Origin of the sequence: Pseudomonas sp. MWU12-2345 (assembly GCF_023242385.1) — a bacterium.
GTDB lineage: Bacteria > Pseudomonadota > Gammaproteobacteria > Pseudomonadales > Pseudomonadaceae > Aquipseudomonas > Aquipseudomonas gingeri_D.
Window position 1 is genome coordinate 1 of the sequence record NZ_JALLJA010000018.1, and the last position, 20,310, is coordinate 20,310.

Consider the following 20,310-nt stretch of genomic DNA (forward strand, 5'->3'; position numbering starts at 1 on the left):
AAGGGCCTCTTCGCGGCGGTGCGGCGATCCGACAAGCCCGGCTCCTACAGTGTGGTGTCGTACACAAGATCGGTGAACGACGACGTCCTGTAGGAGCCGGGCTTGCCCGCGAAGAGGCCGGTTCAGGCGCTGCAAGGCTTGCGGGCCTCATCGCCGGCAAGCCAGCTCCCACAGGTCGGTGTTCCACCTCAGGGACATTGTCGTGCCTGGCTCTTGTAGGAGCCGGCTTGCCGGCGATGACGGCCGTATGAGCGATACAAGGCTCAAGGCCTCCTCGGCAGCAACCCGCCCCCCATAGCCAGGCACGGCCACTAAATCCCAGGCATAAAAAAACCACCTCTGCAGGTGGTTTCTCTATCAGCATCCGAATCAGCCAAATCGGCCAGTCACGTAGTCTTCGGTCTGCTTTTTCTTCGGATTGGTGAAGATGGTGTCGCTCATCGCATGCTCGATCAGCTCCCCCATGAACATGAACGCGGTGTAGTCCGATACCCGTGCCGCTTGCTGCATGTTGTGGGTCACGATGATGATGGTGTACTGCTCTTTCAGTTCAGTGATCAACTGCTCGATGCGCCCGGTGGAAATCGGGTCAAGTGCGGAGGTCGGCTCATCCAGGAGCAAGACCTGTGGCCGCAAGGCAATCGTCCGCGCAATACACAGACGTTGCTGTTGACCGCCCGAGAGGCCCTGTGCGCTTTGCTTGAGCTTATCCTTGACCTCATCCCACAGCGCGGCACCACTCAAGGCCTGCTCGACACGCTCGTCCATCTCATGGCGGGATAGCTGCTCATGGTGGCGCACGGCATAGGCCACGTTGTCGTAGATCGACATCGGAAACGGTACCGGCTTCTGGAAGACCATGCCGACATGACTGCGCAGGCGGTTCATCGAGTAGCCCGGCGCGAGAATGTTCTCGCCGTTGAGCAGTACCTCGCCACGCGCCTCCTGCTTCGGATACATGGAGTAGATCCGGTTGAATACCCGCAGCAGTGTCGATTTACCGCAACCTGAAGGCCCGATGATCGCAGTGATGCGTTTCTCTGGAATATCCATGTCGATGGACTTCAGTGAGCGCTGGTTGTTGTAAAAAAACTCCAGGCCACGAACGCGAATTTTGGTTTTTTCGTTGCCAAGGTCACGGCTATTCATCAAGTCAACCTATTGCGCAAAAGGATCAAACGGGACAGAAGGCTGAGGATCAGTACGAACAAGGTCAGTACCAATGCGCCCGCCCAGGCCAGGGAATGCCAGTCCTCGAAAGGACTCATGGCGTACTGGAAGATCACCACGGGGACGCTGGCAATCGGCTTGAGCAGATTGCTGCTCCAGAACTGGTTGCCGAAAGCGGTAAACAGCAGTGGTGCCGTTTCACCGGTGATCCTGGCCAGCGCCAGCAAGATACCGGTCAGCACACCGGCTTTCGCCGCGCGCAGGACGATTTGCAGCGTCAATTTCCACTGCGGGACACCCAATGCCAGAGCAGCCTCGCGCAAGGTGGTGGGTTGCAGTTGAAGCATCTCGTCGGTGGTCCTGACCACCACCGGAATCACCAGGAGCGCCAAGGCCAGGGCCCCGGCGATCGCGGAGAAACCGGACTGGTGATTGGTCAGCAGGTTCAGCGGCAGGATCACCGCCGTGTAGACGAACAAGCCCAGCACAATCGACGGCGCCGAGAGCAGGATGTCGTTGATGAAACGAACGACGTTGCCCAGGCGCGAGTGACGGGCGAACTCCGCCAGCCAGATACCCGCCATCAAGCCGATCGGCGTGCCGATCAGCAGGGCGATCGCCGACATCAGGGCGCTGCCATAGAACGCGTTGGCCAGGCCGCCTTCCACACCCGGTGGGGGTGTCATCTGGGTGAAGAGGCGAAGATTGAGCGCCTGAAAGCCGTTGATGATCGTGGTCAGCAGGATCCACACCAACCAGACCAAGCCGAAGACCGTGGCGCCACAACTGAGCACCATCGCCAGCTGATTCTTGAAGGCACGGATTCGGTAGAGACGTTCGTTACCGGTCATACACCCTCCTTGCGTGAAAGCCGCATCAGCAGGAGTCGTGCCAGCGCCAATACGATAAAGGTGACGATAAACAGCAAGAAGCCCAGGGCAATCAGCGCCGAACGATGCAGGTCGGTATAGGCTTCGCTGAACTCGTTGGCGATGACCGAAGCGATGGAGCTGCTTGGCATCAGCAAGGAGGCCGAGAACTGTTGAGCGTTACCCAGTACGAAAGTCACCGCCATGGTTTCGCCCAATGCCCGTCCCAGTCCGAGGAAAATGCCGCCGACCACCGCAGAGCGGGTGTAAGGCAGGACGATGTCCCAGACCACTTCCCAGGTAGTGCCGCCCAACGCGTAGGCAGACTCTTTGAGTGGCGTGGGAACGCTACGAAACACTTCCTGCATGACCGAGGTGATGAAGGGCATGATCATGATTGCCAGGACGATGCCGGCGGTCAGCATGCCGATACCCAGGGGCGGCCCCTGAAACAGCGAACCGACCAAAGGCAGCGAACCCAGGTAATCGTTGATCCAGGGAGACAGATGTTCAGCCATGAACGGGCCGAATACGAACAGGCCCCACATGCCGTAGATGATCGATGGAATCCCCGCGAGCAATTCAACCGCCGAGGCGACGGGCATCCGTAGCCAAGGTGGTGCGACCTCTGTCAGAAAAATCGCAATGCCGAAGCTGACGGGAACCGCAATCAGCAACGCCAGGAAGGACGTCACCAGAGTGCCGTAAATCGGCACCAGGGCACCAAAGTGGTTATTGACCGCATCCCACTCAGTGCTGGTAAGAAAACCGAAACCGAAGGTCTTGAGCGCAAGACTGCCGCCCCAGAGTGTCGACGCTGCGATGCTTGCCAGAAGTAGCAGCACCAGCATCGCGGCGCCCATCATCGAGCGCTTGAACCAGAGATCATGACGATGATCGCGAGTCGCACGCGCATCACTCGCCACTTCGCCAGCGTAAATGGTCATGGTCGGAGGTTGCACTATATCGTTCATCAGAAGTCTGCTCACAAACAAACCCCTTCACTCGACAAAGACTGCCCGAGGAAGGGGTGTTTTAGCTATTGCTGGATCAATGGGCGAAGTCAGACTTCCAATAACCTTCGATGCGCTTGACGAGGGAGTCAGGCAAAGCCACATAGTCCAGCGCCGAGGCCTGTTGTTGGCCATTTTCCAGCGACCATTTGAAGAAGTTGAAGGCTGCCTGGCTCTGCTCGGCATTCTTCGGTTGTTTGTACATGATGATCCAGGTGGTCGCCGTGATCGGCCATGCGCCATCGCCAGGAGCGTTGGTCATGATCAGGTTGAAGTCTTTGGCGTTGGCCCAGTCGGCGGTGTCGGCAGCGGCCGCAAACGCTTTGGCGTTAGGCTGGATGAACTTGCCGGCGGCGTTTTTCAGCTGTGCGTGAGTCATCTTGTTCTGCAGAGCGTAAGCGTACTCGACATAACCGATGGAGTTCTTGATCTGCTTCACGTAGGCGGAGACACCTTCGTTGCCTTTGCCGCCGACGCCGACTGGCCAAGGCACGGTGGTACCGAAGCCGATTTTGGATTTCCAGCCATCGCTCACTTTAGCGAGGTAGTTGGTGAAGTTGTACGAGGTACCCGAGCCGTCAGAACGGTGAACCACGGTGATTTTACCGCCAGGCAGTTTCACGCCCGGGTTCAGGGCAACGATGGCCGGGTCGGTCCACTCGGTGATTTCACCCAGGAAGATTTTCGCCAGGGTTTCGCCGTCGAGCTTCAATTGGCCCGCTGCGACGCCGTCGATGTTCATTACCGGCACGATGCCGCCAATCACGCTAGGGAATTGACCCAGGCCGCCGGCCTTGAGGTCATCCGCCGACAGTGGGGCGTCGGAAGCGCCGAAGTCCACGGTCGCCGCCTTGATCTGGGCAATACCGCCACCCGAGCCGATCGACTGGTAGTTGATGCGATTGCTGGAGTCTTTGCTGTAGTCCTGGGACCACTTGGACAGGACCGGATAGACAAAGCTGGAGCCAGCGCCGGTCACATCGGTCGCGTGAGCGACACCGCTCAGGCACAGAGAAGCCAGCAGGACAGACAGGCCTTTTTTAGTCAGCAACATCAAACACCTCAATGAAAGGGTTAAGTGGAGTGACCCACCTATAAAGAGACGTTACGATTTAATTCCTGAAATATTTCTGTCTGATGACTGTAGTGTGATTTTTAGTAATATTTTGAAATGAAGAATCATTCATTTGTCTCGGTTCCCTTGGGCGCGTCAGGATGGACAGCGCCCTTTTCGAACCGTCAGACCCTGAAACGCTTGACCAGCAGTCCCAATTCCCGCGACAGCTGATCCAGCTCGACACACATTTCGTTGTTGCGCGTGGTGATGGCCTGGGTGTCGTTGATGTGCTGGCTGATTTGCGCCAGGCTCTGGTTCACCTCGGCGCCAATGCTCGACTGTTCTTCCGCGGCGGTCGCGATCTGGTTGTTCATGCCGTTGATCTCGGACACCGCATTGCTGACCTGGGCCAGGATCTGGCCGGTACCGTTGACCTTGGTCACTGCCAGCTCGCTGCCACCGAGGCTGCTCTGCATGGTGCTGACCGCCGCTCGGGCGCCTTGTTGCAGTTGAGTGATCTTGGCCTGTATTTCCTGGGTGCTTTGCTGGGTACGCTGGGCCAGCGAGCGGACTTCGTCGGCGACCACGGCAAACCCACGTCCCTGTTCTCCCGCGCGGGCGGCTTCGATGGCGGCGTTGAGGGCCAGCAGATTGGTTTGCTCGGCAATGCCGCGGATCACATCGAGGATGGAGCCGATGGACTCCACATCGCTGCCCAGGGTCTGGATATCCTGGGCGGCTTTTTCGATATCCCGCGCCAGACCGCCAATGGCATTGACGGTGTCGCTCACGTTGGTTTGCATGGCCTGGGCCTGCTCATCGGTATTGCGGGTCGCCTGGGCGGCATTCTGCGCCGACTCCGCCACGTTGTGGGTGGCCAGGGCCATCTGCTCCATGGCGTGGGTGACTTGCTCGGCGTCACGGGTCTGGCGTGTCAGCGCATCGGCGGCATGCTGGGCACTTTGCTTGAGTTGTTCGTTACGCTCCTGCAACTGCTGGGCGCAGCGGGCCAGCTCCAGCACCATATGGCGGATTTTTCCGGCGAACTGATTGAAGGCACTGGCCAGCTCGGCGGTTTCCTCATTGCCATCGATGGGCAGCTGACGGGTGAGGTCGCCGTCTTCGCTGGCCAAGTCCTGCAAGCTGCGGGTCAGCAGGCCGAGTGGTCTGACGATGCTGCGAGCGACATAGGCTGCGACGAGGCTGAGCACGATCAGCAGCACCCCCATGATGCCCCATTGCTTCCAGCGCAGGGCATCCATGGCCTGCTGCTGGTGTTGCGTTTGCGTGGCGATCAGGGCGTCCAGGCCGTCGACATAAAACCCGGCGCCGACGATCCAGTTCCATTTGTCCAGGTAAATGGCGTAGGACAGCTTGGGGTAGGCGGTGTCGTCATTGCCCGGTTTGGGGAAGTAGTACGTGACGAAATCACCGCCGCGCTTGGCGGCACCGATCAGCTCTCGGATCAGGTAAGTGCCGTGGCTGTCTTTCAGGTCCCAGAAATTTTTCCCATCGTCCTTGCCGGCGGCCAGGAAAATCCTGTCGCCCTTGTCGTTGTAGCCGAAGAAATAGCCGTCTTGCCCATAGTGAAGGTCGCGCAGTCGACGCTTGGCCTCTTCCTGGGTGGCGGGGCTCATGGCATCGGCCCCTTCATAAAGCGGCTTGATGGCGCTGTAGGCCAGATCGAGGTAATGCACCAGCTCGTCCTTGCGGGTTTTTATCAAGGTCTGGCGCGTCTCCTCGATACTTCGCTCGCCCATGGCCTGCTGCTCGGAAAAGGCCAGCAGTTGAATAATCAAAGCCAGCAGGAGGGCAGGAATCACAGATAGCAGCAGAACCTTGTTGCGTATTTTCCACTTCATAGGAAATCCCGGGTCGAGGAGCAAGCTTGTTATGTTTTTTTATATCGACTCACTGGCATGATTGTTCAGCTCCGTGAGTCGGTTTTTTCAAGGAGCGTCGCTACTGTTGTGACCATATCCGCCCATGGGGGCCGAAACATTGACGCAGGTCGACTGCACTCACGACCATGCATACTCTCTTTATTCAGCGGACGGGGCGATATGACTATCGACTGGCTTGACTTTACGCCGTGGTCGGCACTGGCTGGAGGCGCGCTGATCGGGCTGGCGGCGGCTCTGTTCATCCTCGCCAACGGCCGTATTGCCGGCATCAGCGGCTTACTCGGCAGCCTGCTTCAGCGCGGCAGCGAAGGGTGGGGCGAGAAGGCCTTGTTTCTACTGGGTCTGCTGCTGGCGCCGTTGTTGTGGGGGGCGTTCCATGCGCTGCCGACGATCCGCTTCGAGACCGGAGTCCCCGGCTTGGTGCTGGCGGGCCTGCTGGTGGGATTGGGAACCCGTTATGGCTCGGGGTGCACCAGCGGGCACGGTGTGTGTGGCATTTCACGGCTGTCGCCACGCTCCATTGTGGCCACGCTGTGCTTCATGGCCGCGGGATTTGCCACGGTCCATGTTCTTCGCCATGTGTTGGGAGTCTGGCTATGACCAAGCTGACGGCTTTTTTGGGCGGTCTGATATTCGGCATCGGCCTGCTGCTGGCCGGTATGGCCAACCCGGCCAAGGTGTTGGGGTTTCTTGATCTGGCGGGGGCCTGGGATCCTTCCCTGGGACTGGTCATGCTGGGGGCCGTGGTCGTGGCGGCCTTGCCATTCCGATGGGCCGGCAAACACAAGCACTCCCTGTTGGGAGCGGCCATGCAGATACCGCTCAAACGCGGGTTGGATGTCCGCCTGGTGGGCGGCAGCCTGCTGTTTGGCGTGGGCTGGGGAATCGCCGGCATCTGCCCGGGACCGGCGGTGGCGATTCTGCTGACCGGGCATTGGCAGGCCATCGTATTCGTGCTGGCCATGCTGGCCGGTATCCAGCTGTTTGCGCTGCTGGAAAAACGCCAGGTGGGTCGTTAACGGGTTGCCTACTTGCCGTGGTCGATGCTGACGAACCCTTCGTCCGAGTCTCAGGTTTTCGCGGCGCCTGACGATACCCTGTTGGAGACAACCGTAGAATCCGCTGCCGTGGGCTGAGGGTGTGTCTCAACTGGTTGATCAAGCCTCTATAGCTTTTGCCGCTACGCTTGGCAAAAGGTCGCTTTTTGCCTGGGATTTTGTACGATGCTGTAAAGTCGCTTGATGGCAAAATGCTGTTAGTTATTATCTGCGCGCGAAGGTAGCAGGGAAGCTGAACCCGCTCTGGTGATTGCCCACGGGCTCATCTTCTATTTCCCATGACAGGAATCTCGATGCTGGCGTATCACCAAAAAAACTTTCTTATCGTCGATGATTTCTCCGATTTCCGCAGTTCAGTCCGGTCCATGCTGCGGGAGTTGGGGGTCAAGGAAGTGGACACCGCCGACACCGGGGAACAGGCGCTGCGCATGTGCGCCCAGAAACGTTACGATTTCGTGCTGCATGACTACCACCTGGGCGATGGCAAGAAGAACGGCCAGCAGGTGCTCGAAGACCTGATGACCGACAAGCTGATCAGCCATGAAAGCGTGTTTGTCATGGTCACCGCCGAAAGCAGCCAGGCCATGGTGCTCTCGGCCCTCGAACACGAGCCCGATGCCTACCTGACCAAGCCGTTCAACCGTGCCAGCCTGGCCCAGCGCCTGGAAAAGCTGGTGCAGCGCAAGAACCTGCTCAAGCCGATCATGGAGGCGTTGGACCGCGACAAGCCGGCCGAGGTGCTGGCCGCCTGCACCCGCCTGACCCAGCAGGACAGCCGTTTCGCTCCGTTGTGCCTGCGCTACCGCGCCGACGCGATGTGGAACCTGAATCAGTTCGAACCCCTGGAACGTTTTCTCACCGGCATCCTCGCCGACCGTCCGTTGCCCTGGGCTTATGCGCGCATGGGGCAGTTGCTGTTCAAACGCAACCAGGTCGTCCAGGCCAAGGCGCTCTATGAGACCGCGCTCAAGGCGTTTCCGATGATGCCGGCGCTCTATGACGGCCTGGCCGAGGTGCTGGTGCAGGAAGGCGATACCCGGCGTGCACAGAGCGTGTTGGAAGAGGCTGTACGCCTCTCGCCGCTGGCGGTGCGCCGACAGTCGATGCTGGGCAAGCTGGCCTTGGCCAACGAAGATTTTGAAAGTGCTTCCCGAGCGTATCGCCAGGCCGTGTACCAGGGCGAGCAATCGCGTTTCAAGGACCCTGAGAGCAACCTCGGCCTGGCCCATGCGCTGATCAGCAAGGGCAGCGAGCGTGGCCTGGACACCCGTACCCGGCTGGAGATCAACCAGACCCTGAGCGCGGTCGCCAAGGAAAACGCCAACGACCAGGGCTTGCAGGTGCGGGCGCGCTTGATGAAGGCCACCAGCCTGCTGCTCAACGATGCCGAAACCGCCGACAAGCTCACCGAGCAGGCGATGTCGCGCCTGGACGGCATGGAGAACTTCATGAGTGCCGAGGCCGCGCTGCTGGTGGCCAAGCAGCTGCAGCAACTGGGCCAGGCCGATGCCGGCGCTTCGATGCTGAAGAACTGCGTGGAAATCTACGGCGACGATCCGACGGTGATGAAAGGGATCGCCAAGCTGACCTCCGACCCGGAGATCCTTGGCGGCGGCAAGGCGGCCATCGATCTCAACGTGCAGGGCGTGCGCAGCTACAAGGGCGGCAACCTGGACGAGGCCGTGGACCTGTTCCGCCGCGCCCTGGCGCTGCAGCCGAAGAACATCAGTATTGCCTTGAACGCGGCCCAGGCCCTGCTCGTCATTGCCCAGAAGGGCGGTGATGCCGCAGTGCTCGAGGAGTGTCGCGGCTGTCTGAAAATGGTCGGCAAGATGCCGGACAGCGACCCCCGTTATGAGAGGTATCAGAAATTGCGTACCCGGGCATTTGGCGAATGAGTGAGACTCACGAGGGGCTGGATTTTTCCACGGTGATTGCCTCCACCGTGCATGACATGAAGAACTCCCTGGCGATGCTGACACAGGCCCATGGCCAGTGGCTGGCGCGCTTGCCCGATGTCCAGCGCGAAACCCCCGAGCACAGTGTGATCGAGTATGAGTTCGCGCATCTCAATACCATGCTGGTGCAACTGCTCGGACTGTACAAGCTGGGGGTCAATCAGCTGCCGCTGCGTCCGGATTACCATGAGCTGGACGATTTTATCGGCGCGCAGCTGGCTGGGCGCCAGGAGCTGCTGAGCAGCCGTGGGATCGTCGCCAGCTGTGAGGTCGGCGATTTCAGTCCGCTGGGTTTCTTCGACCGGGAACTGATCGGTTCGGTGGTCGGCAATATCGTCACCAATGCCATCGGCTACGCCTGTCATGCGCTGCTGATCAGTGTCCGTGAAGAGGGCGAGCAGCTGGTGCTGACCATCAATGACGACGGTCCCGGTTACCCGGAGCAGATGGTCGAGCGCCAGGCCGATTATGTCCAGGGCATCAACCCGGCGACCGGCAGTACCGGCCTGGGGTTGTATTTCGCCGCGCGGATTGCCGGGCTGCACGAGCGCAACGGCGTGCGCGGGCGGATCGAGATCGCCAATGGCGGGACCTTGGGCGGGGCCTTGTTCAGTCTTTATCTGCCGTGAGTGCAATCGCCAGGGCGTACCCTGATTGTTCGGTCAGTCTTTTCTGTATTCCCTGCTTGAAATCCTGAACGGGTGATGCGTATTTTGTACAGGACGCCGTTAGCGGCCCGTACAACAACAAGGATTGAGTCATGACGACCGATGGCCAGCGTTCACTCGCCCAGCGACTGACCGGCATTGATGAGATTGAGTGTGTCACCCCGGACCTCAATGGCGTACCCCGCGGCAAGGTGATGACCGCCGAGGGCTTTCTCGAAGGGCGACGCCTGCAGATGGCTCGCGGGGTCTTGCTGCAATGCATCATGGGCGGTTACCCGCCGGCACGTTTCTACGGCAGTGACGACGGCGACCTGGCGCTCAACGCCGATCCCCAGCAGATTCACCGCCTGCCCTGGAGCCGGCAACCCCGTGCCCTGGCCATTTGTGATGCGGACGAACTGAGTGGCGAAAGCTCCAGCCTTTCGACCCGTGGCCAGCTCAAGGCGGTGATCGCGCGTTATGCGGCCCGTGGCCTGGCGCCAGTGGTCGCGACCGAGCTGGAGTTCTTCGTCTTTGCCCCGAACCCCGACCCGACCCAGGCCTTCCTGCCGCCAGTGGGCCTGGACGGTCGACGCGAGGAGGGCCATTCGGCGTTCAGCGTCAGTTCCAACAACGGCCTGCGCCCCTTCTTCAGCGAAGTCTACGAATGCATGGCCGCCCTGGGACTGCCCCGGGATACCTTCATGCACGAAATGGGCGTCAGCCAGTTCGAGATCAACCTGCTGCATGGCGATCCGTTGCTGCTGGCCGACCAGACTTTCCTGTTCAAGCACCTGCTCAAGGAAGTCGCCCTCAAGCACGGCCTGACCGTGGTCTGCATGGCCAAGCCGCTGGCCCATACCCCTGGCAGTTCCATGCATATTCACCAGAGCGTGGTGGCGGCCGACAGCCGGCGCAATGTGTTCAGCGATGCCAACGGCGAGCCGACCGCGACCTTCCGGCATTTCATCGGTGGGCAGCAGGCGTGCCTGGCGGACTTCACCGCACTGTTCGCACCGAACGTGAATTCCTACCAGCGGCTGTGCCATCCCTTTGCCTCGCCGAACAACGCTTGCTGGTCCCATGACAACCGCTCGGCCGGTTTGCGTATTCCGGCCAGTGCTCCAGTGGCGCGGCGGGTAGAAAACCGCTTGCCGGGAGCCGATGCGAATCCCTATCTGGCGATTGCCGCGAGCCTGGCGGCGGGCCTTTACGGGATCGAGCACGAGCTGGAACCGACGCCGGCGATCCAGGGTGAATTCCAAGTTCCGGATTCTTTGTCGTTGCCATGTACCTTGCATGCCGCGCTCGAACGTCTGAAACGTAGTCCGTTGGCCAGGGAGTTGTTCGGCAGCGTGTTCATTGAAGGCTATATCGCTTCCAAGAGCATGGAGCTGACCAGTTTCCTGGATGAAATTACCCCCTGGGAGCGTCGTGTTCTGGCCTCTCAGGCATAGCTGTAGCCGTCCCGTTCGGGCTATCTTGTCGGATAGTCCGATACCCTATTCAAGGAGCCGCTCGGAACGCCGATGCGCCAAATCTGGAAACCCTTTCGAGCACTGTATTTCGCCTCGCTGATGATGTTGATCGGCTCCGGCCTGCTGAGTACCTACCTGGCCCTGCGCCTGGCCGCCGAACATGTCGACAGCCTGTGGGTCGGTGCCTTGATGGCCGCCAACTACTTCGGCCTGGTGTTGGGCGGCAAGATCGGCCACCGGTTGATTGCCCGGGTCGGCCATATCCGCGCCTATGCCACCTGTGCCGGTATTGTCGGTGCGGCGGTGCTCGGCCATGGCTTGATCGACTGGCTGCCGGCCTGGCTGTTCCTGCGGATGATCGTGGGCCTGGGAATGATGTGCCAGTACATGGTCATCGAAAGCTGGCTCAACGAGCAGGCGGAGGCCAAGCAACGCGGCGTGGTCTTCAGCGGTTACATGATTGCCTCCTACCTGGGGCTGATCCTCGGGCAGATGATCCTGGTCCTGCACCCGGCCCTGGGCCTGGAACTGCTGATGGCGGTAGCGATGTGCTTTGCCCTGTGCCTGGTGCCCGTGGCGATGACCCGGCGGATTCACCCGGCACCGTTGCATCCGGCACCGCTGGAACCACGTTTCTTCATGAAGCGGGTGCCGCAGTCGCTGACCACCGTCCTGGGCGCCGGGATCATCGTCGGCTCCTTTTACGGCCTGGCCCCCTTGTATGCGTCCCAGCAGGGGCTTACCACCGAGCAGGTGGGTCTGTTCATGGGCTGCTGCATTTTCGCCGGTTTCCTGGTGCAGTGGCCGCTGGGCTGGATCTCGGATCGTTATGACCGGGCGGTGCTGATTCGCAGCATTGCCTTCTTGCTGGCGTTGGCCTCATTGCCCCTGGCAATCATGTCCCATGCGCCGCTGGAGGTGCTGTTTGCCTCGGGGTTCATGGTGTCCTTGCTGCAGTTCTGCCTGTATCCCCTGGCAGTGGCCTTTTCCAACGATCATATCGAGGGCGATCGCCGGGTCTCGCTGACGGCCATGCTGCTGATGACCTATGGCATAGGCGCCAGTATCGGGCCCTTGGTGGCGGGTGTGCTGATGAAACTGTTCGGCAGCCAGATGCTCTACGCGTTTTTCAGCTTCTTCGCCTTGATGCTGGTGTGGCGGATCCGACCGAAGGCGGTGACCAACCTGCATCAGGTCGAGGATGCGCCGCTGCAACACGTGGTCATGCCGGAAGCCATGTCGCCCCTTGGCGCGGCGCTTGACCCACGGGTCGACGAGCAGATCGTGCTGGATCAGATGTGTGACAGCGTCGTGCCGACACCACCCGAGGCTGAGGTCGTGCCCGAGGTGGACGAGTCGGACCCGGAGCCGGCGCACAAGTCGAGCAACTGAAACGTTGAACGTAAAAAAAAACGGGCCACCTGATGAGGGTGGCCCGTTTTTTATGGCGACTGCTGGATCAGAAGTCGTCGTCTTTATCGAAGCGCCGTGCTTCACGCTGCAACTGATAGACAAAGCGCTCGACCTGGCGCTGGACCAGACCGCTCATATTGTGGAAGCGCACGCCGGCGAAGGTGGTGTTGATCCTTTCCTCGAAGTGCAGGTGGCGCAGTTCCACGGGTGCGGTCATCGGGCCGAAGGGCAGGGCGGCAATAAAGCGCTCGTAGACCTGGCCCAGTTGCAGGCGGTCGGAAATATCGCCGTCGAAACGCAGTTTGCAACCGGTGGCGGAGATGTCCAGCAGTTTGCCGGTCAACGGCGCCTTGAGCTTTTCGCCACCCAGCTCGACATTGACCAGCGCGGCCAGCTTCAGGGCGGCACGGAAGGCATTGCGACGTTGGTGATAGACCACTTCATCGGGCATCGAGCCACGGTAGCAACCATTGGTCTCGTCGATGGTCATGGGTTGCGGCTGTTCCCAGGCGATTCGCACGCCCTCATGGAAACCTTCGACCCGGAACGGCTCGCCGGCCAACAGGAAGCGTTCGCCGTCGCGCGGCATCATTTCGTCCAGGGCCAGGGTGCCGGCTTCGCGGTTGACGTCGATCACAAAACTCTGGAAGCGCTGGCTGCGCTCATGAAAGGTGATGATCAGCGGGTCGTGACTTTCCTGCAGCATCCGCAGGTTGGCGGAAATTTCCAGAGGCGTGCTAAGCACCTTGGGTGGCTGCGGAGCATCATCCGCGCTTGGGGCATTGGACACGGTTCATCAATCTCCAGACAAAATACAACTGCACGCAAGAGCTAGCATTTTGCCAGCATGTTGCGCGCCTTGATAGAGCACGCGCAAGGCCCGGTTCAAGCCTGACTGAGCGGGCGCGGTTTCATGGACCTGGCCGTTGAGCCGCGCGCATCATAGAGGGCGGGGGTTTCACCGCCGGTCAGGATCTTCAACTGGTTTGCGGTAGTTGCTTGCTGGACCTGGATATTACGACCGTTGAGCTCGTTGGCGGTCTGGCAATCGGCCAGCAACTGGGTCAACACATCGCTCTGACTCAGCAATTGCTCACCAATACTGGACTGCGCGGCGAGTTGTTCCAGGCCTGCACGGTTGGTGGGCAAATTGAGGCCGGCGAGTAGCTGGCTACGCTTGCGGCCATGCTGTTCCAGCAGAACGATCAGCGCTTGCTTGCGCGCCAGAATCTCTTCCAGCTCGAGCATATTGCGACCATGGAGCGCCAGGGATTCGGCGCGCAGCAACTCAAGCAGGTCTTGAGCGGGGGCAAAATCATCGGTGATCAGTTGCAGCAGAGTGGTGTCGTGCATGGCTGGCCTTGGTTTTTAAGCGTCCAAAAGCCTGACGCAGGCCGGAGCCTAGCGTTGGGCTTCGAAGTTGAGCAATTTGCTGGCGACGCGGTTGCTGTCGACTTTGTAGCTGCCATCGGCAACCGCCTGCTTCAACTCGGCCACGCGGGCGCTGTTGACAACAGGTTGGTCGCGCAGCTTGTCAGTGACTTGTTGCAACTGCTGAGCCTCATTACTGAGGTGTACCGATTCCCCGCTCTGGCTGACGGAGGCGGCCGGAGTGCTCACGGACGCGGATTTGCCGGAGCCGTCGGCTTCCTTGCTGGCGCTGGTGCGCGTACTGCCTGTCAGTGACGGGGGGTTATTCAAACGACTGAAATCGATGACCATGATGAAAAAAACCTCTGGGTATTTGGACGCTTGCCTTGTTTTCGGCCATACCCGGAAAAACTTTAGGCTCAGATAAGAATGAGCCGGCACGTGTTGGCGGTGCGCCTTGGTGCAGCACAGTTTAGGAAAAGCTGCGGCTTAGCGCCAGTTCTCTACAACGCGACTTCCACCTGTCCCGGCCCGGTCACCCGTGCCTTGATCACCCGCTGGGAGTTCAGGTTCTTGATCCTGATCTGTTCATTCAGGCCGCCATTGGACAAGGCCTCACCCGGCATCTTGACCACCAGGCCACCGCTTGTCGCGCTGATGACCACCTGATCGCCCTTGCGAACCACCTCGGCCTGCTCCAGATGAACCAGGGTGATAACTTGATCCATGACCATTGGTCGGACAAGTTTCTGCCCGATGGCCTCATCCGTGGACGTCAGGAAACCCTGGCCGGCCAGGCTGATGTCACGCTCGCGCAACGTGACATCGCCGGGCTCAATGATTCCGGCGCGTTTCAACGGGCGCGTGGTGACCACCACATTGCGGAACAGCTTGACCTGGGCCGGCACGAACACGGTCCAGGGCGAGCTGCCTTCACAGCGGACCTTGACTGTAACCCGGCCAATCGGCGTGGCCGGGCTTTCCAGGTTGGCTGTCAATTCCTTGTCGCAAGCCGCCATGCGCAGGCGCGGGTCGAGCTGGTTGACCTGGATTTCGTAGCGTCCTTCGGTTTGACTGGTAGCCAGATAGTCTTCTACCGTGAACTCAAGAAAGCCTTGGGTCACGCCGATAAGCTGATCAGGCAGGGTCGCCGAGTCGGCAAAGGCAGGGCCGCCGGGGTTCAGACTGCATAAAACCGCCAAGACCCAGAGCAATCTGCGGTACTGTGATGTCAGGCGTCGAAAAAATGTCGTTTGTGCTTTCATAACAGTATAAAAAGCAAGGCTCGTGCCGTTTAATGCTGAATAGGCGTCGGATCATGAAGCTTGTGTGAGAGGTGGCTGGCATGGCGGGTGTAATGGATTCGGTGAACCAGCGTACGCAACTGGTCGGGCAGAATCGCCTCGAGTTGTTGTTGTTTCGTCTGGACGGTCAGCAGTTGTATGGGATCAACGTGTTCAAGGTGCGGGAGGTGCTGCAGTGCCCCAAGCTGACCCTGATGCCCAAATCCAGCCCGGTGGTCTGTGGCGTGGCGAATATCCGTGGGGCAACCATTCCCATCCTGGATCTGGCGATGGCCACCGGGGCGGGCGGTCTCAAGGATCAAAGTAATCCGTTTGTGATCATTACCGAGTACAACACCAAGACCCAGGGTTTCCTGGTGAAGTCGGTGGAGCGCATCGTCAACATGAACTGGGAAGAGATCCATCCGCCGCCCAAGGGCACCGGACGCGATCACTACCTGACCGCGGTGACCCGGATCGACAACCAGTTGGTGGAAATCATCGACGTGGAGAAGATCCTCGCCGAAGTCTCGCCGACTTCCGAATCCATCTCCCACGGGGTGGTCGATGTCGAGACCCAGGCCAAGGCGATTTCCATGCGGGTGCTGACGGTGGATGACTCCTCGGTGGCGCGCAAGCAGGTCACCCGTTGCCTGCAGACCGTGGGCGTGGAAGTGGTGGCGTTGAACGACGGCCGGCAGGCGCTGGACTACCTGCGTAAGCTGGTCGAGGAGGGCAAGAAGCCGGAAGAGGAATTTCTGATGATGATTTCCGACATCGAAATGCCTGAAATGGATGGCTACACTCTGACGGCCGAGATCCGCAACGACCCACGCATGCAAAAACTTCACATCATCCTGCATACTTCCTTGTCAGGGGTCTTTAATCAGGCAATGGTCAAGAAGGTCGGCGCCGATGATTTCCTGGCCAAGTTCCGACCCGATGACCTGGCAGCCCGGGTAGTGGGGCGGATCAAGGCAGCAGAATAAGCGATCAGGGACCTCCGTTCCTGGCGGTACGAACGATTGTAGAGGCGGCATCATTTGTCTACGGGTAATTTGGATTTCGAACAGTTCCGGGTCTTCCTGGAAAAGGCCTGTGGCATCCTGCTGGGTGAAAACAAGCAGTATCTGGTTTCCAGCCGTCTCAATAAACTGATGGAGCAGCAAGGGCTCAAATCCCTTGGCGAGCTGGTCCAGCGCATCCAGACCCAGCCCCGCAGCGGTTTGCGCGAGCAGGTGGTGGATGCCATGACCACCAACGAAACCTTGTGGTTTCGCGACACCTACCCCTTCGAGGTCCTGAAGAACAAGGTGTTGCCGGAAATGATCAAGGCCAGTCCCGGCCAGCGTCTGCGGATCTGGTCGGCGGCGTGTTCGTCGGGGCAGGAACCCTATTCGATCTCGATGTCGATCGATGAGTTCGAGCGGACCAACATGGGCCAGCTCAAGGGCGGTGCGCAGATTGTCGCCACCGACCTGTCCGGGCTGATGCTCACCAACTGCAAAAGCGGTGAGTACGACAGCCTGGCGATTGGCCGCGGCCTGTCGCCCGAGCGCCTGCAACGCTTCTTCGACCCCAAGGGGCCGGGACGCTGGGCGATCAAGGCGCCGATCCGCAGTCGCGTGGAGTTTCGTTCGTTCAACCTGTTGGACAGCTATGCGAGCCTGGGCAAGTTCGACATCGTGTTCTGTCGCAACGTATTGATCTACTTTTCCGCCGAAGTGAAAAAAGACATCCTGCTGCGTATCCACAGCACCCTGAAGCCGGGTGGCTATTTGTACCTCGGGGCCTCGGAAGCCCTGAACGGTCTGCCGGACCATTACCAGATGGTGCAATGCAGCCCGGGGATCATCTACCAGGCCAAGTAAGGCGCCAAGCCTCACACAAAACGGGAACCCCAATGGGGTTCCCGTTTTTTTTTACGGCGCTTTTGCCGCTTTACCGGCATCCGGCGGAAATGCCTTGCCGCTTTTCTGGCATTGCCGCCCGCCACCTGCCCGCAAGCCCTTGATTTGCTTGCATCGAGAAATTGGCATGGGCCTTGCTTTGTCTCTTGCAACGAAAAGCCTGTTCCACAAAATCAGGTCAACCCGCTAAAGGTTCCCCGACATGAGCATCAACTTCGATAAAGCGCTCGGCATTCATGAGCAAGCACTGGCCTTCCGCGCCCAGCGCGCCGAAGTTCTGGCGAACAACATCGTCAACGCCGATACCCCGAACTACAAGGCGCGGGACATGGACTTTTCCTCGGTGCTCGCTGAACAGAGTGACAAGGCCAAGAACGGCAGTTTCGCGTTGAACACCACCAACAGCCGCCATATCGAAGCTGAAGGCCTGAGCAACGGCGACGCCGCATTGCAATACCGCACACCGACGCAGCCGTCGCTGGACCAGAACACCGTGGATGCGCAGATCGAGCAATCGAACTATGCGCAGAACTCGGTCGATTTCCAGGCCAGCTTCACCCTGCTGAACGCACGATTCAAAGGGCTGGTTTCAGCCCTGCGTGGAGAATAAGTCATGTCCCTAGCCAGTGTTTTCAACATTGCCGGTACCGGCATGAGTGCCCAGACCACTCGCCTGAACACCGTCGCCAGTAACATTGCCAACGCCGATACCGTCTCCTCGAGCATGGACCAGACCTATCGCGCCCGGCATCCGGTGTTCGCCACCATGTTCCAGAATGGCCAGGGCCAGACTGACAACTCGCTGTTCCAGAACCAGGACGGGGCGGGTGCCGGCGTGCAGGTCACCGGCGTGGTCGAGGACCCCAGCAACCTGGAAGCCCGTTATGAGCCGAACCATCCGGCAGCTGACGCCAATGGGTATGTCTACTACCCCAACGTCAACGTGGTTCAGGAAATGGCCGACATGATTTCCGCGAGCCGCTCGTTCCAGACCAACGCGGACATTATGACCACCGCCAAAACCATGATGCAGAAGGTCCTGACCCTCGGTCAGTGATAAAGGGCGATTCCTATGACGGTTTCCAGCACCCCCTCAAGTGGCAACTCTGCACTTGATACGATCATTTCCAACTCCCAGACGGCGAACACCGGCAGTACGGATGCGTTGGGCAATGCCATCAGCAGCGCCGCCGGCGGCCAGACCCTGGGCAAGGACGCGTTCCTGCAATTGCTGGTGACCCAGTTGAAGAACCAGGACCCGCTCAACCCCCAGGACAACAGCGCCTTCGTCGCGCAGTTGGCCCAGTTCAGCAGCCTGGAAGGTATCCAGACGCTCAACACCAGCGTGAACAATATTGCCAGCTCCTTCACGTCGTCCCAGGCGCTGCAGGCCTCGTCGATGGTCGGGCGTTCGGTCATCGTGCCGACCAGCCAGGCCGTGGTCGATACCAGCAAGACCTTCACGGGGACGGCAACGGTGCCGAGCTCGGTCAGCGATGTGACCCTGAAGATCAGCGATTCCACTGGCAAAGTGGTCCGCACCATCGACATGGGCTCGCAGGCGGCCGGTAATGCCGCCTTTGCCTGGGACGGCAAGGACGATTCCGGCACCTTGCTCTCCAGCGGTACCTACACCTTTGCTGCCACCGCGCCGATCAGTGGCACGGCCACGGCGCTCACGACCAACCTGCCGGCGACTGTCAGCAGCGTGACCCTGGGTCAGAACGGCGGCGAAATGATGCTCAACCTGGCGGGCCTGGGCAGTATTGCTCTGTCCAAAGTCCAGACCATTGGCCTGTAAGAGCCGACCAACACGAAGTAAGGAGTGAACCATGTCTTTCAATATCGGTTTGAGCGGTCTCTCTGCGGCCAGCAAGCAACTTGACGTCACCGGCAACAACATTGCCAACGTCAACACCACCGGCTTCAAGTCGTCCCGTGCGGAATTTGCCGACGTGTACTCGGCGACCAAGCTGGGCACCGGTGCCAAGACCATCGGTAACGGTGTAAACCTGGCCAACGTCTCGCAGAACTTCGGCAACGGCGGCATGGACAGCACCGGCAACGTGCTGGACATGGGTGTGCAGGGCAACGGCTTCTTCGTCCTGAGCAGCAACGGCTCGCTGAGCTACACCCGTGCCGGTACCTTCAAGACCGACAAGGACGGCTACGTCACCAACACCGACGGCACCGCGAAACTGCAAGGTTTTGCCGCCGATGCCAACGGCAACATCATTCCGGGTGTGCTGACCAACCTGCGGATCGACACTTCCAACCTGTCGCCGCAGACCACTACCCAGATCGGTTCGACGCTCAACCTCAACTCCACGTCGCCGGTGATTTCCGTGCCGTTCGATGTCACCAATACCGCGACCTACACCAAGCCATTCAGCACCACGATCTATGACACCCAGGGCAATTCCCACTCCCTGGACCAGTATGCGGTCAAGACCGGTGCCAATACCTGGAACGTCTATTCGTTGATTGACGGTCGTAACCCTGACGGCACGGCGCCGACGGTTACAGTACCTCCTGCTGCGCCAGCAGCCCCCGATCCCGTGCCGGTGCCAGTGGTCTTTGACTCCTCGGGAAAATTGCAGAGTATTGGCGGTGTTGCTGGCCAGACCAGCGTCGTGATTTCAGGTTGGATTCCCGGTGGGATGGTCGCAGGGGTCTGGACGCCAAACAAGGCAGCTGCGAACCCAGCGGGGATTGCCGTCGACTTTTCGAAAACCACCCAGTTCAACGCCGATACTGCTCGTAGCAACATCACCAGCGACGGTTACGCGACCGGCCAAATCACTGATATCACCATCGATGCCACTGGTGTGATCTCCGCCAACTTCAGCAACCAGCAGCACAAGGCGATCGGCCAGGTGGCCCTGGCCAGCTTCACCAACGAGCAGGGCCTGCAGGCGGTTGGCGGCACCAGCTGGAAACAGACGTTCTCGTCCGGTCAACCGGCCTTTGACGGCGGTACGGTCGGCACCAATGGTTCGATCCTTTCCGGTTCCCTGGAAGCCTCGAACGTCAACCTGACCAGCGAGCTGGTGGACCTGATCAAGGGCCAGAGCTACTACCAGGCGAACGCCAAGACCATCTCCACCCAGAGCTCCATCATGCAGACCATTATCCAGATGGCGTAATACGGCTTCTCTGGTACTTCAAAAATCCGGCCC

The 20,310-nt window shown here is 59.8% G+C and carries 21 protein-coding genes; 12 read left to right on the forward strand and 9 right to left on the reverse strand.

Annotated elements, in window-relative coordinates; all coding sequences use genetic code 11:
- Positions 1 to 369: 369 nt before the first annotated feature.
- The 5 genes from pstB to M5C71_RS27125 form a co-directional block, all read right to left on the reverse strand.
- The gene (pstB, locus tag M5C71_RS27105; RefSeq protein ID WP_100944227.1) at positions 370 to 1,149 is read right to left on the reverse strand and encodes a phosphate ABC transporter ATP-binding protein PstB; all 780 of its coding nucleotides are present in this window, start codon (positions 1,147 to 1,149) and stop codon (positions 370 to 372) included.
- A complete protein-coding gene (gene pstA, locus M5C71_RS27110) occupies positions 1,149 to 2,021 on the reverse strand; it encodes a phosphate ABC transporter permease PstA (RefSeq protein WP_103497235.1) in 873 nt (290 codons plus the stop codon). Before pstA ends, pstB begins: the two co-directional genes overlap by 1 nt.
- Positions 2,018 to 3,013: a phosphate ABC transporter permease subunit PstC gene (pstC, locus tag M5C71_RS27115; RefSeq protein ID WP_103497236.1), complete on the reverse strand. Its 996-nt coding sequence runs from the start codon at positions 3,011 to 3,013 to the stop codon at positions 2,018 to 2,020. Before pstC ends, pstA begins: the two co-directional genes overlap by 4 nt.
- A 76-nt stretch (positions 3,014 to 3,089) precedes the next feature.
- Positions 3,090 to 4,106, reverse strand: coding sequence for a phosphate ABC transporter substrate-binding protein PstS (gene pstS, locus M5C71_RS27120; protein WP_177102045.1), 1,017 nt, complete (start codon positions 4,104 to 4,106; stop codon positions 3,090 to 3,092).
- Between the two features lie 185 nt (positions 4,107 to 4,291).
- Positions 4,292 to 5,971 (reverse strand): methyl-accepting chemotaxis protein, encoded by a 1,680-nt coding sequence (locus M5C71_RS27125; protein ID WP_247263482.1) that lies wholly within the window; start codon positions 5,969 to 5,971, stop codon positions 4,292 to 4,294.
- A 201-nt stretch (positions 5,972 to 6,172) separates the two neighbouring features.
- Here M5C71_RS27125 and M5C71_RS27130 point away from each other — a divergent pair, with 201 nt between their 5' ends.
- From M5C71_RS27130 to M5C71_RS27155, 6 genes are all read left to right on the forward strand, one after another.
- Positions 6,173 to 6,613 carry a YeeE/YedE gene (locus M5C71_RS27130; RefSeq protein ID WP_103497238.1) on the forward strand — a complete coding sequence of 147 codons (441 nt, stop codon included), beginning with the start codon at positions 6,173 to 6,175 and terminating at the stop codon, positions 6,611 to 6,613.
- A complete protein-coding gene (locus M5C71_RS27135) occupies positions 6,610 to 7,032 on the forward strand; it encodes a DUF6691 family protein (protein ID WP_248769192.1) in 423 nt (140 codons plus the stop codon). Before M5C71_RS27130 ends, M5C71_RS27135 begins: the two co-directional genes overlap by 4 nt.
- Positions 7,033 to 7,364: 332 nt before the next feature.
- Positions 7,365 to 8,969, forward strand: coding sequence for a tetratricopeptide repeat-containing response regulator (locus tag M5C71_RS27140; RefSeq protein WP_248747956.1), 1,605 nt, complete (start codon positions 7,365 to 7,367; stop codon positions 8,967 to 8,969).
- The gene (locus M5C71_RS27145; protein WP_103497241.1) at positions 8,966 to 9,658 is read left to right on the forward strand and encodes a HAMP domain-containing sensor histidine kinase; all 693 of its coding nucleotides are present in this window, start codon (positions 8,966 to 8,968) and stop codon (positions 9,656 to 9,658) included. The genes M5C71_RS27140 and M5C71_RS27145 overlap by 4 nt, the downstream gene beginning before the upstream one ends.
- Positions 9,659 to 9,891: 233 nt before the next feature.
- Entirely contained in the window at positions 9,892 to 11,133 is a 1,242-nt protein-coding gene (locus M5C71_RS27150) for a glutamine synthetase family protein (RefSeq protein ID WP_248769235.1), read from the forward strand.
- A gap of 72 nt (positions 11,134 to 11,205) precedes the next feature.
- Positions 11,206 to 12,546, forward strand: a complete 1,341-nt coding sequence (locus tag M5C71_RS27155; protein WP_103497243.1) for an MFS transporter — start codon at positions 11,206 to 11,208, stop codon at positions 12,544 to 12,546.
- A 67-nt stretch (positions 12,547 to 12,613) separates the two neighbouring features.
- Here the strand turns inward: M5C71_RS27155 and M5C71_RS27160 are convergent, their stop codons facing one another.
- The 4 genes from M5C71_RS27160 to flgA form a co-directional block, all read right to left on the reverse strand.
- Positions 12,614 to 13,357, reverse strand: a complete 744-nt coding sequence (locus tag M5C71_RS27160) for a flagellar brake protein (RefSeq protein ID WP_103497244.1) — start codon at positions 13,355 to 13,357, stop codon at positions 12,614 to 12,616.
- A gap of 95 nt (positions 13,358 to 13,452) precedes the next feature.
- Positions 13,453 to 13,920, reverse strand: coding sequence for a flagellar protein FlgN (locus M5C71_RS27165; RefSeq protein WP_103497245.1), 468 nt, complete (start codon positions 13,918 to 13,920; stop codon positions 13,453 to 13,455).
- A 48-nt stretch (positions 13,921 to 13,968) separates the two neighbouring features.
- Complete coding sequence (flgM, locus tag M5C71_RS27170) at positions 13,969 to 14,289, reverse strand: flagellar biosynthesis anti-sigma factor FlgM (RefSeq protein WP_103497246.1); 321 nt, start codon at positions 14,287 to 14,289, stop codon at positions 13,969 to 13,971.
- A 152-nt stretch (positions 14,290 to 14,441) separates the two neighbouring features.
- Complete coding sequence (gene flgA, locus M5C71_RS27175) at positions 14,442 to 15,203, reverse strand: flagellar basal body P-ring formation chaperone FlgA (protein WP_152741525.1); 762 nt, start codon at positions 15,201 to 15,203, stop codon at positions 14,442 to 14,444.
- Between the two features lie 80 nt (positions 15,204 to 15,283).
- Between flgA and M5C71_RS27180 the strand changes: the two genes are divergently transcribed.
- The 6 genes from M5C71_RS27180 to flgE all read left to right on the forward strand — a co-directional run bounded on the left by M5C71_RS27180 (position 15,284) and on the right by flgE (position 20,277).
- A complete protein-coding gene (locus M5C71_RS27180) occupies positions 15,284 to 16,210 on the forward strand; it encodes a chemotaxis protein CheV (RefSeq protein ID WP_103497248.1) in 927 nt (308 codons plus the stop codon).
- A gap of 54 nt (positions 16,211 to 16,264) precedes the next feature.
- Positions 16,265 to 17,092, forward strand: a complete 828-nt coding sequence (gene cheR, locus M5C71_RS27185) for a protein-glutamate O-methyltransferase CheR (protein ID WP_103497249.1) — start codon at positions 16,265 to 16,267, stop codon at positions 17,090 to 17,092.
- A gap of 241 nt (positions 17,093 to 17,333) precedes the next feature.
- Complete coding sequence (gene flgB / locus M5C71_RS27190; protein WP_103497250.1) at positions 17,334 to 17,741, forward strand: flagellar basal body rod protein FlgB; 408 nt, start codon at positions 17,334 to 17,336, stop codon at positions 17,739 to 17,741.
- Between the two features lie 3 nt (positions 17,742 to 17,744).
- Positions 17,745 to 18,188: a flagellar basal body rod protein FlgC gene (gene flgC / locus M5C71_RS27195; protein ID WP_103497251.1), complete on the forward strand. Its 444-nt coding sequence runs from the start codon at positions 17,745 to 17,747 to the stop codon at positions 18,186 to 18,188.
- A 15-nt stretch (positions 18,189 to 18,203) separates the two neighbouring features.
- Positions 18,204 to 18,932 (forward strand): flagellar hook assembly protein FlgD, encoded by a 729-nt coding sequence (gene flgD / locus M5C71_RS27200; protein ID WP_248769193.1) that lies wholly within the window; start codon positions 18,204 to 18,206, stop codon positions 18,930 to 18,932.
- A 31-nt stretch (positions 18,933 to 18,963) separates the two neighbouring features.
- A complete protein-coding gene (gene flgE, locus M5C71_RS27205) occupies positions 18,964 to 20,277 on the forward strand; it encodes a flagellar hook protein FlgE (RefSeq protein WP_152741522.1) in 1,314 nt (437 codons plus the stop codon).
- Positions 20,278 to 20,310 lie beyond the last annotated feature (33 nt).